Here is an 11663-nt window from a genome sequence, read left to right as displayed (position 1 = left end):
GTAATTTATTTATTATCAAGGAGTAAAACAATGACAAAGATCAGTTAAAGCACTTTTTACAGAATAAATGGCAGGAATAATAAAAACTTAAATTTTTTGCAGGAACAGAGTAATAAACAAAGTAGAAACTAGCAAAACTTGAAATGATCAAACAATTTCTAAGGATTTCACTCTCAGCTCTTTACCTTGAATAATACTTTTAAAATTACTTGAGCATATTGGACAAGCATCATAAAAGTTATCGACATTAAAAATCGTATCGCAATCTATACATTTTGCCTTTGCTTGTATTATAGTAATTTCACGTTTGGCATGTTCAAGAATGGTGTCTTTAACGGCAACGGGCCATACAAAATCTAAAGAATCGAAAGCGATTCCAGCAAGCGTACCAATTTCAAGCGCTATTTTTTCAACTTTTTTGGCATGGGCTTTTTTTGTTTCATTTTCAGCAATTCTAACAATGCCTATGGCTACAGATAGTTCGTGCATAAATTGAATTTTAGATGAATAAAACATTTAAAAATATAAATAACAGAGCAGGATGCATATGATATATATCATCTAGGGAGTGCTAATCATTCAATAATTTTAGTGTTCCCCTAAGCTGATGCATAATAATTTAAAAAAATTAGCGCAATTATAGTTTTAAAAAAAAGGGTTGTCAAATGGCAAAAACTTATAAAATAATAGTTTCTGGCCAAGTCCAAGGTGTTGGGTTTAGACCCTATGTTTACAGTTTAGCAAAAGATTTTTCATTAACAGGAACCGTTTCAAATAATGAACACGGGGTTATCATTTATGTTACCGGAGCACCTAAGAATGCTGAGGGTTTTTACGATAATTTAATTAAAAACCCACCGCCAGTATCTAAAATTATTTCGAGTGCTATTGAAGAAGTACCAATCCAAAACTTTAATAGGTTTCAAATTATTCCGTCAAGTAAAGAAGGTCAGGTTAATTTACCCTTAACACCCGATTTTGCGATTTGTGACGATTGTAAAAAAGACATAGCCGATGTTAAAAACAGACGATACAATTATGCTTTTACTACCTGTGTTAATTGCGGTCCGCGATGGTCGATTACCAAAACCTTTCCTTTTGAACGCGCACATACAAGTATAGCCGATTTCCCCATGTGTGAATCTTGTAATAATGAGTACACCAATCCTGCAAACAGACGCTTCCATTCGCAAACAAATACCTGCCCAGAATGTGGAATTTCTTTTGAATTCACCGATAATCGAGGAAATATTTTTAAGGCTGAAAATATTTTTAAAACCATTGCTAAACAACTTTCAGAAGGAAAAATAATAGCGATTAAAAACACAAGTGGCTATTTATTATGTTGTAATGCCGAAGATGACGGTGTTGTAAAAAAATTAAGAACGCTTAAGAATCGACCTAATAAGCCATTTGCGGTACTTTATCCTTCGTTAGAACTACTGCAAAATGAAGCTTGCTTAAACGCAAAAGCCATTGACGTCTTAACATCCACCGAGCGTCCCATCACCATAATTTCTTTATCAAATTATAAAGGCCATATCGCATTGCAAGAAGTTGCTCCCGGCTTAAATCAACTCGGGGTTATGCTACCCTATACAGGAATCTTACAATTGCTTGCCAACCAGCTGGATGTCCCGATTGTGGCTACCAGTGGTAATATTCATGGTTCCCCAATTCTTAGTCATAAAAAGGATGTTGAGGTTAAATTAAAATCGGTTGCAGATTATTTTTTGCATCATAACCTCGAAATTACACACCCGCAAGACGATTCAGTTTTAAAAATCAGCGATAAATATAATTTTGAATGTCTCTTCAGACGTTCCCGTGGCTATGCGCCAAATTATTTAAATGTTGAAGTTCAATCGAACGACAAAATACTGGCATTAGGTGCAGATTTAAAAAATAGTATCGCCTTTTTTCCTAATCAACATTTATATGTGGGGCAGTATTTAGGTAATCTTGAAAACTTCGATGTCTACAATAGATTTGTGGAAGAAATTAAGGCGTTTATTAACATATTTGAACAGAAACCAGAAGTCATTTTAGTCGATAAACACCCAAATTATCAGAGTACTCAATATGGTTTAGAACTATCTAAAAAATGGAATACAAAGCTCTATTTTATACAGCATCATAAAGCGCATCTTGCCGCGGTACTCGGGGAGTATGGTTTATTTAAAGATGATAATGTTCTAGGTGTTGTTTGGGATGGAACGGGATATGGAGACGATGGTGCTATTTGGGGCGGCGAATTTTTTAAATACAACGCGGGAGAAATGGAAAGACTTGCTCATTTTGAGTATTTTGATTGGATTTCTGGCGATAAAATGTCTAAAGAACCACGGTTATCTTTGTTTTCTTTAGCAGACGAATCATTCCATGACCTGCTTAATTCAAAATTTTCAAGAGAAGAACTAAACGTTTTAACTGCTATAAAAAGTAAAAATAAGCTGAAAACATCTTCTGTAGGAAGACTGTTTGATGCGGTTTCTTCTGTGTTAAAAATATGCGATTTTAATTCGTTTGAAGGTGAAGCGGCTATGCTACTTGAAAACAGGATTATTGATTATAATATCGGGCGTTGTGTTAATTATTGTAAAGGATTTTCAGGAAAAACAATTCCAACATTACTAATTCTTAAAGGAGTGCAATCTGATATAAAGAACGGACTTGAAACAGCACAAATTGCGACTAATTTTTTATTTACTTTAGCTTCAATAATTTATAAGGTAGCTGAGAATAGTGGGAGTTCAAAAATTTGTTTAAGTGGCGGCGTATTTCAGAATACAACGTTGATTGATATGCTAATTGAACTTAATGATAACAGGTATAAATTATATTTTAATCGTAACTTAACACCTAACGATGAGAATATGGCATTCGGACAAATGATGTATTATTTAAATTGTGAAAACAGAACGCATTTACAATGAAATATCTCAGTGAATATCGAAATTTAGAAGCTACAAAAGGCTATTTGGATCTTATTGCTAAAAAAGTAACAAGAACCTGGAAGATTATGGAGGTTTGTGGTGGTCAAACACATGGTTTAGTTCGCAACGGGATTCTTGAATTGTTGCCGCAGCAAGTTCAAATGATTCATGGACCTGGTTGTCCGGTTTGTGTGACGCCGTTAAGTCTTATTGATAAAGCAATAGAATTGCTGGAAAAGGGTGTTATCGTATGTTCTTTTGGCGATATGATTCGGGTTCCCGGAAGTAAAAAAAGTTTATTAGAAGCTAAAGCAGATGGTGGCGATTTACGCGTGTTATATTCTCCATTAGATGCGGTGAAAATTGCTAAAAATAACCCAGAAAAGGAAGTTGTTTTTTTTGCTGTAGGGTTTGAAACCACGGCTCCGGCAAATGCATTGTCAGTGCTTCATGCGCAAAAAGAGGGACTTACAAATTATTCGATTTTAGTATCGCACGTTTTAGTGCCTCCAGCGATGGAAGCTATTTTGGACGATAAATTTTGTAATATCGATGCTTTTCTTGGCGCTGGGCATGTATGCGCAATCATGGGGAATGAAGAATATCATCCTTTAGCAAAAAAGTATAGCATTCCAATAATAATTACCGGATTTGAACCATTAGACTTAGTTCAGGGTATTTATATGGCCGTTTGTCAATTGGAAGCCGGTAATCATAAAGTTGAAAATCAATATGCGCGCGTTGTTAAAGAAGAAGGCAATATTGCTGCAAAAAAAGTTATACACCAAGTTTTTGATGTTGCTAATAGAGAGTGGCGGGGTATTGGCGAAATACCAAATAGCGGTTATAAATTAAGAAAGGAGTTTGTGGCTTTTGATGCTGAAACTAAATTTAATATTGAAAAAATTAAGGTGCCTGAAAGCTCCATATGTATTGCGGGAGAGATATTAAGAGGTATAAAAAAACCCAAGGAATGTCCCGCTTTCGGAAAAACCTGCAACCCTTCGAATCCTTTGGGAGCGCCGATGGTTTCTTCGGAAGGCGCCTGTGCAGCTTATTTTCATTTTAGTACTAACGACATCTAATAAGTAGAAATGATAGATTATAAGACGATTAATTTAGGACATGGAAGCGGTGGATTAATGACACAAAATCTTCTCGATGCCATTATTTTTAAAGCGTTTAGCAATCCGTATTTAGATAAAAAACACGATGGCGCTGTAGTTAAAATTGAAGGCAAAATCGCTATATCAACTGATAGTTTTGTGGTGTCTCCTATCTTTTTTAGAGGCGGAAATATTGGTGAATTGGCTGTAAATGGCACCGTTAACGATGTGGCGATGTGTGGCGCTCAACCCAAATATTTATCGTTAGCATTTATTATTGAAGAAGGGTTGTTGGTTGAAGATTTTATAAAGATAGTTAATTCAATTAAAGACACTGCCGAAACTTGTGGAGTTCAAATTATAACCGGAGATACTAAAGTTGTAGAACGTGGTAAAGGCGATCAAATATTTATTAATACTACGGGTTTTGGCGCGGTAAATCCTAAAGGAAATATTGGGGCTAAAAACATTAAAGTTGGCGATAAGATTATTGTAAATGGAAGTATCGCGCAACATGGTATGGCCATCATGTCGCAGCGCGAAGGTTTGGAGTTCGAGTCTACCATCGTCAGTGATACGACCAATTTGAACTTTATTGCCAATGATCTAATAAACGAATTCGGACATGGTATTCATTTATTTAGAGATGCGACTCGAGGTGGATTGGCGAGTGTGTTAACAGAAATTGCTTCAGAAATTAAAAAAGGTGTTTCCATAATCGAGACTGATTTACCGCTGGATAGACAAGTGGCTGCTGCGTGCGAAATTTTAGGTTTAGACCCACTTTATGTAGCTAATGAAGGTGTTTTTATTACCATTGTAGATCAGTATATTGCGGATGAGGTGGTTAAATGGATGCAAAAAGATAGCAAAGGAAAACAGGCGGTGTGTATTGGTGAAATTACTGAAGCGCATCCTGGTAAAGTGGTTATGACCAGTACTATTGGAGGAAAACGTATAGTGAGTCCTATGATTGGAGAACAACTGCCCAGAATTTGTTAAAAATTTAAAGTCCAATAAATTCCTATAATTATGGCGAATAAGCCACCCGCCATACGAATGCCATTAAAGAATAACTCATTATGTCCAGCTTTTTCAGACGCTGCTATGTTGCCAATAACAAACGCGAAAATGGTCATTGCTAAAATGATGCCCGAAGCAAATCCAACAATATAAAGTATAGAGTCCACTTGAGATTCAAAAGCTAATACAGGAAGAAATATTAAAAAATGAGCTATACCTGCAAGCCCATGCAAAACGCCGATACTTAATGAAGCCACATAACTCTGTCTGATAATTTTTGGATGTTTATGCTCGTGCGTTTTTTTATGAGTGTGCTCGTGTGTGTGTTTATGAATAATAGGCGCATTTTCTGTATGAATGTGCAAGTGTTCGTGCTGCTCTGGCTTTTTAAAGATTTTGTAAATAGCCCATAAACCAATACCTATTAAAACAATACCAACCAGTTGCTCGCTATATTCAGAGATTTTTTCAACAGGAATGAGTTCTTTAAAAAGCACAAAAAGCAACCCAATAGTAATCATTCCTATTAAGTGTCCAATGCCCCAAGCTAAACCTATTTTCCATGCTTTTTTCTTTGATTCGATAGCAAATGGTAAAACGGCCGCAAGATGATCTGGACCTGTAATAACATGTAAAATGGAAGCAATTAATCCTGTAATAAAAGGAAATGATGCAAACATAATATGAGTTTAGTTTGTGGGTTTAATAAAGTCAAAGCGACTGTAAGTATAAAAGTAGCTATTAAACCTGTTTTAATACATGATTTTTATCACGATTGCTTATTTTTCAATGGTAATATCCCAATCAAGTTTAAATTTTACGTTGTAACATTAGCGAATAAAAAAACGGCTATTTTTCATAAACAGCCGCTTTAGTTTAATTTTTAGATTTTAAATATTAAATAAGTTCTTTCAATTTGTTACACGCAATTTCTGCAGTGATGTCGCGTTGCGGAGACCCGAACATTTCATACCCAACCATAAATTTCTTAACGGTTGCACTTCTTAAAAGTGGGGGATAAAAACTCATGTGCCAATGCCAATGGCTATAATCGTTATCATCGGTTGGTGCTTGGTGTATGCCGCTAGAATAGGGGAACGACGTGTTGAATAATTTATCGTAAGCTTTCGTTAATACGGAAATAGCCTCTGCGAATTGTAATGTTTCATCTTCTTTTAATTCTAAAATATTGGATTGTTGTCTTTTTGGAACAATCATAGTTTCAAAAGGCCAAATAGCCCAAAAAGGAACCAATACCACGAATGAATCATTTTCAAAAATGATACGCTCTTTTTTAATTAATTCTTGTTTCAAATAGTCGCCTAAAAGACTGCTATTGTTTTTTGTATAGTAGTTTAATTGGTGTTTATCTTTTTTATAAACTTCATTTGGAAGGCTTGTTTGACTCCATATTTGTCCATGCGGATGCGGATTGCTACATCCCATCACAGCACCTTTGTTTTCAAAAATTTGAACGTAATTAATTAAATCGTTTTTCGCAAGTTCTTTATATTCATGTTGCCATGCAAAGACTACTTTTTCAATATCTTTGGCATCCATATCTGCCAAACTTTTTGAGTGGTCCGGACTAAAGCAAATCACTTTACAGATACCTTGTTCACTCACGGCTTTAAGTAATCCATCTTCAATTTTAAAGGTTTTAGAATCGGTTTGTAAGGCAGCAAAATCGTTGGTAAAAACAAATACATCTGTATAATCGGGATTTATTTCACCATTAATTCGAGTATTTCCAGCACATAAATAACAACGAGGGTCGTGTGCAGGTCGATGTTCGTTGGCAATAGCCTCATTTTGTCCTTGCCAAGGGCGTTTAGCACGATGTGGCGATACTAAAACCCATTCGCCCGTTAAAATATTGAGTCTTTTATGTGAATAATCTTGTAAATCGGTGTTCATTGCAAAAGTTAGTTATGAGTTAATCAGGTGTGTTCCGTCCGATAGTTTAACGGCATAAACAGAGCATGCTTTGTTGAATTTAGCTTTGTAGGCTTCAGAGGCTTGTTTTTTAAAGTTTTCAGATTCTTTTTTCGATACTAGGTTAATAGTACAGCCACCAAAACCACCACCCATCATTCTTGCTCCTAAAACATGTTCGTTCATTTTTGCTTGCTCAACTAAAAAATCCAACTCTTCGCAGCTTACTTTGTATTGGTTTTGCAATCCTTCATGTGATGCATAGATTAGTTTTCCAAGTGTTTCTAAATCATTTTGTTGCATGGCTTTGGAGGCGCGAACTGCACGTTCGTTTTCTTGAATAACATACAGAGCTTTTTGATAGTTTTCTGGCGTTATTTTATCTTTTATTGTTTCTAAATCGAATTCTGTTGCATCTCTTAAGGCTTTTACATTCAGCATTTCGGCGACAGATTCACAAACAGAACGTCGGTCGTTATAGGCACTATCAGATAGGCTGTGTTTTACGTTTGTATTTATTAAAATAAGCTCATAATCTTTAAAATCAATTTCAAAGGGTTTCGATTTAATGGTTCGGCAATCTAATAGTAAGGCATTATTTTCAATACCAAACATACTGGCATACTGGTCCATAATGCCGCATTTAACGCCTACATAATTATGTTCTGCTTTTTGCGAAATTAAAATCATTTCGTGTTTAGATAATCCCAAATTGAAAATTTCATTAAGCCCGAAAACAACACTGTTTTCTAATGCTGCTGAAGAAGACATACCGGCGCCACCAGGAATATCACCACCAAATGCTATATTAAAGTTTCCAATAAGTTTACTACGGTTTTGAAGCTCTGAAACAACCCCAAGAATATAATTTTGCCAAGACCCTTTCGCCATTGGCTTAAGTGTATATAGTGAAAACTCAATGGTTTCATCTTTATCAGCGGCATAAGCTACACACGTATTTGAGTCGCTCTTTTGTATAGCGGCAACAATGCCTTTATCTACGGCGGCAGGAAAAACAAAACCGTCATTATAATCGGTATGTTCACCTATAATGTTAATTCGTCCAGGTGAAAAAATCATAACAGGTTCTGTTTTGAATTTATTTAAGAAACTGTTTTTAATGGTGTTTACTAATTTAGTATTCATTCTATTTTTAGTTTAGTTTATAAGGAATTTCTAAGAATTAAGGTGTTGGTATTTTCAATTTGCAAGTGTTCTTTATTGCCTATCATGTCTGCTAATCGTTTGCCCATTTCATTAAAATCTGTCGAAATCGTGGTGATGCCTCCTTCAACAATTTCTTTAAGTAAAGTGTCGTTATAGGAAATGATGCCAATATCTTTTGAGAGCATTAATTTTTCCTCTTTAATTTTCTTGATAATTCTTAACAGGTTTTTATCGTCTGGAATAACGAAAACATCGCCTTTATTAAGACTAATATTTTCAAGTGAATTGATAACGCTGTTTTTGATACTATTGGTTTTACAAAATGCTTTAAAACCTTTTAACATGCCTTGTGGTTGTCTGTCTTCAGAATAAAGAAGTATTAAATTTTTGTAATTTTTTATTCGTTCTAAAACTTTGCTGAGGTTTGCATAGATGTCTTTTTCAAAATTTTGAAAAATAGCGGCATACTGATTGAGTTCTTCGTGTGTTTGATCTAAAATATAGACTTTATCTGTAGGCAGTTTTTCAATCACTTTTTGCGTGTTTTTTAAATTGGCAGGCATGATAACATAGTAATTATAAGCACCAATATTTTCGTAAATTAATTTACTAAACATTTCATTATTAAAATGATGGAAGTAAATATCGACCCGCGTGTTTGCATCAAGATTATTGATAAAAGCATTATATAAATCTTCTTTAAACGAATTCAACTCGTCAAACAATAAAAATATTTTTTGAGATACGGCGATGTTGTCGTTTAATACATAATAGCCTTTTCCAACAACCGACTGGATAATGCCTCTTGTTTTAAGTTCGTTAAATGCAGATAAAACTGTATCTCTAGAAACTTTTTGGTTATCGCGTATGTAGTTTATCGAGGGGATTTGATCTCCTTTTTTTAACGACCCAGATATAATAGCATCCTCAATAGAAGTAACAATTTGTTTGTATTTAGGAACACCAATTTGCTTTTTTACTTTAATTATACCCATAAAACAAAAGTATAAAAAAAGTTAATACAAACTAGTAGGTACTAGTATGTTTTTTTATATTTGTTTCATAATGTCGTTTTTTGGCGGTTGAGTAAAATTGTACTTGTCGTGATGACGTTGATAGAAAACTATTTAATTATTTTAATAGTAAAAGCATGTGGAAATGAATATAATTTTCAATATTTGTTTTCTTTTTTTATGAATTGTATTATATGAAATTCCTATGTATTGTAATGTAAATATTGAAGCTAAAATTAATATTAAACGACTATGTTATTTAGTATTAGTAGGTGTTTTGGTTGTTTCTTGTAATAAGAAACCGAAATATGTAGACGTTTCAGATGATGCTATTTTTGTTTCCACAGCTCAAATTCCAGACAGCCACTTTCTAGGAGATAATAATTGTAAAGAATGCCATGAAGATGAATTTAAAGATTGGAAAGGGTCGCATCATGATTTGGCAATGCAAATTGCAGATAGTATAACCGTTTTAGGAGATTTTAATAATAATACATTTAAAAGTCAGGGAGTTACGTCTCTATTTTTTAAGAAAGGAAAAGATTTTTATGTCAACACCGAAGGTCCTGACGGAAAAAATCACGATTATAAAATTGTGTATACGTTCGGAATTACGCCGCTGCAGCAATATATTGTACAATTTCCAAACGGACACTATCAGTGTTTAAGAACAGCCTGGGATACGGAAAAAAACAAATGGTTCGATTTGTATCCAGATTTTAAAGTAGTGCATTCAGAATGGTTGCATTGGTCTAGAGGCGGATTAAATTGGAATAATATGTGTTCCGATTGCCATTCAACAAATGTTCGAAAAAATTACGATTATAAAACCGAAAGTTACAATACCAAATACGCGATTATTAACGTTAATTGCGAAGCGTGTCATGGCCCAGGTAAGCAACATGTTGAAGATGTGAATCGCCTTGGAGACAATTATGTTTCTTCCGGAAGGATGCGTATGACTTTAAATACGGCGCCTAAAGATTTGGTAGATCAATGTGCCCGATGCCATATGAGACGCGAGCAGTTTTCTCAAGCATTTAATTTTGCCGGCACTATGTTAGATCATTATTTTCCGCAATTAATAGAAGAACCTATCTATCAACCAGACGGTCAAATTTTAGATGAAGATTACGTTTATGGTTCCTTTGTTCAAAGTAAAATGTATAAGAACAATGTAACCTGTAATAATTGTCATAATTCCCATTCCTTAAAATTAAAATTTGATGGAAATGCCTTGTGTGCGCAATGCCACGTAACCGATAAATATGATACCCCAAAGCATCATTTTCATAAAATGAATACCGAAGCTTCGCAATGTATAAATTGCCACATGCCCGGTAAATATTATATGGGTAACGATTTTAGACGCGATCATAGTTTTAGAGTACCTCGTCCAGATATAAGTGTAAAATACGGAACGACAAATGCTTGCGCAGGCTGTCATAAAAAAGATGATAAATGGGCATGGGAAGCGTTTCAAAAATTATACGGCGCGGTAGATTCTTTACATTTTTCAGATAAATTAGTTCCGGGAATAAGAAGGCAACCTCATGCAGAAATTGGATTATTGGAGTTAATAAACGACAAAAACGAAGTCGAAATTGTGAGGGCTTCGGCAGTAAAAGCCTTGGCTTCATATAATACAGAGAATTTTATTAATCAGTATTTATCGTGGTTAAACGATAGGTCTGCTGTGGTGCGCGGTGCCACCTTAGATGTTTTAAGTGAAATTAATAATACAGATTATGTTAATTCAATTTTACCACTTTTAAAAGACCCGAAACGAAGTGTACGTATAAAAGCCTTTACAACTTTAGGTGGTTTAAACGAAAGTAACCTGCCAGAAGCTTATAAAACAGTATATGAAAAAGTGAAAAAAGAGTTTTTTACACATTTAGATACGAATTCAGATTTTGTAGGTGGTCGCGTTAAAAGAGCCAACTATTATTTAAAAAGAGGGGAGATAGAGAAAGGAATCGCAGGTTATGAAAGTGCCTTAGCCTTGGATAATTTAAATAACCAAGCGCGATTAACATTAGCAAATTTATATTACAACGTAAAAAATTTCAAAAAAGCAGAAGACGCCTTTAAAACAGTTATAGCTCAAGAGCCAGATTTTGGTCCAACATATTATTCTCTGGGGTTAATGTATGCCGAGTTAAATCGCATTAATGACGCTATTGTTCAGCTGCAAAAAGCTCAGGTTAAAATGCCAGAAAACACGCGGGTATATTATAATCTGAGTTTACTCTACGATAAAAATAACGACCAAAAAAATGCAGAAAACATACTTGTTAAAGGCTTAAAAATTGATGCCAATAACGAAAGTATCTTGTATGCGTTGGCGTATCATTACTCCAAATACGGACAAGAGAACAAGGCGAAAAACATTTTAGTGCGACTGGTACAGTTGTATCCTAATAACCCACAATACGCCAGCTTTTTGCAGGGTTTATCAAAAAGTTAGTTTTTAATTGACG

General features: G+C 34.6%; 9 protein-coding genes. 4 read left to right on the top strand and 5 right to left on the bottom strand.

Annotation, left to right across the window (positions count from 1 at the left end; translation table 11 throughout):
* Positions 1 to 147: 147 nt before the first annotated feature.
* Positions 148 to 489, bottom strand: coding sequence for a hydrogenase maturation nickel metallochaperone HypA (gene hypA / locus ACFQ0I_RS12040; protein ID WP_379942587.1), 342 nt, complete (start codon positions 487 to 489; stop codon positions 148 to 150).
* A gap of 176 nt (positions 490 to 665) precedes the next feature.
* Between hypA and hypF the strand changes: the two genes are divergently transcribed.
* Genes hypF through hypE form a run of 3 tightly spaced genes read left to right on the top strand, consistent with a single transcriptional unit; the run spans position 666 to position 5044 of the window.
* A complete protein-coding gene (gene hypF, locus ACFQ0I_RS12035) occupies positions 666 to 2936 on the top strand; it encodes a carbamoyltransferase HypF (RefSeq protein WP_379942585.1) in 2271 nt (756 codons plus the stop codon).
* Positions 2933 to 4021 carry a hydrogenase formation protein HypD gene (gene hypD, locus ACFQ0I_RS12030; protein WP_379942583.1) on the top strand — a complete coding sequence of 363 codons (1089 nt, stop codon included), beginning with the start codon at positions 2933 to 2935 and terminating at the stop codon, positions 4019 to 4021. Before hypF ends, hypD begins: the two co-directional genes overlap by 4 nt.
* Positions 4022 to 4030: 9 nt before the next feature.
* A complete protein-coding gene (hypE, locus tag ACFQ0I_RS12025; RefSeq protein ID WP_379942582.1) occupies positions 4031 to 5044 on the top strand; it encodes a hydrogenase expression/formation protein HypE in 1014 nt (337 codons plus the stop codon).
* On the opposite strand, the gene ACFQ0I_RS12020 is transcribed toward hypE, so the two are convergent.
* From ACFQ0I_RS12020 to ACFQ0I_RS12005, 4 genes are all read right to left on the bottom strand, one after another.
* Positions 5041 to 5745, bottom strand: coding sequence for an urease accessory protein UreH domain-containing protein (locus ACFQ0I_RS12020; RefSeq protein ID WP_379942580.1), 705 nt, complete (start codon positions 5743 to 5745; stop codon positions 5041 to 5043). The two genes, hypE and ACFQ0I_RS12020, sit on opposite strands and share 4 nt — an antisense overlap.
* A gap of 217 nt (positions 5746 to 5962) precedes the next feature.
* Entirely contained in the window at positions 5963 to 6982 is a 1020-nt protein-coding gene (locus ACFQ0I_RS12015; RefSeq protein ID WP_379942578.1) for a UDP-glucose--hexose-1-phosphate uridylyltransferase, read from the bottom strand.
* A gap of 12 nt (positions 6983 to 6994) precedes the next feature.
* Positions 6995 to 8146, bottom strand: coding sequence for a galactokinase (galK, locus tag ACFQ0I_RS12010; RefSeq protein ID WP_379942576.1), 1152 nt, complete (start codon positions 8144 to 8146; stop codon positions 6995 to 6997).
* A gap of 17 nt (positions 8147 to 8163) precedes the next feature.
* Positions 8164 to 9162 (bottom strand): GntR family transcriptional regulator, encoded by a 999-nt coding sequence (locus ACFQ0I_RS12005; RefSeq protein WP_379942574.1) that lies wholly within the window; start codon positions 9160 to 9162, stop codon positions 8164 to 8166.
* A 223-nt stretch (positions 9163 to 9385) separates the two neighbouring features.
* Between ACFQ0I_RS12005 and ACFQ0I_RS12000 the strand changes: the two genes are divergently transcribed.
* Positions 9386 to 11650: a tetratricopeptide repeat protein gene (locus tag ACFQ0I_RS12000; protein ID WP_379942572.1), complete on the top strand. Its 2265-nt coding sequence runs from the start codon at positions 9386 to 9388 to the stop codon at positions 11648 to 11650.
* Positions 11651 to 11663: the final 13 nt, after the last annotated feature.

This window comes from Mariniflexile aquimaris (assembly GCF_042676825.1).
In the GTDB taxonomy this organism is placed as follows: Bacteria; Bacteroidota; Bacteroidia; order Flavobacteriales; family Flavobacteriaceae; genus Mariniflexile; species Mariniflexile aquimaris.
This window is presented reverse-complemented; position numbering and strand designations above follow the sequence as displayed.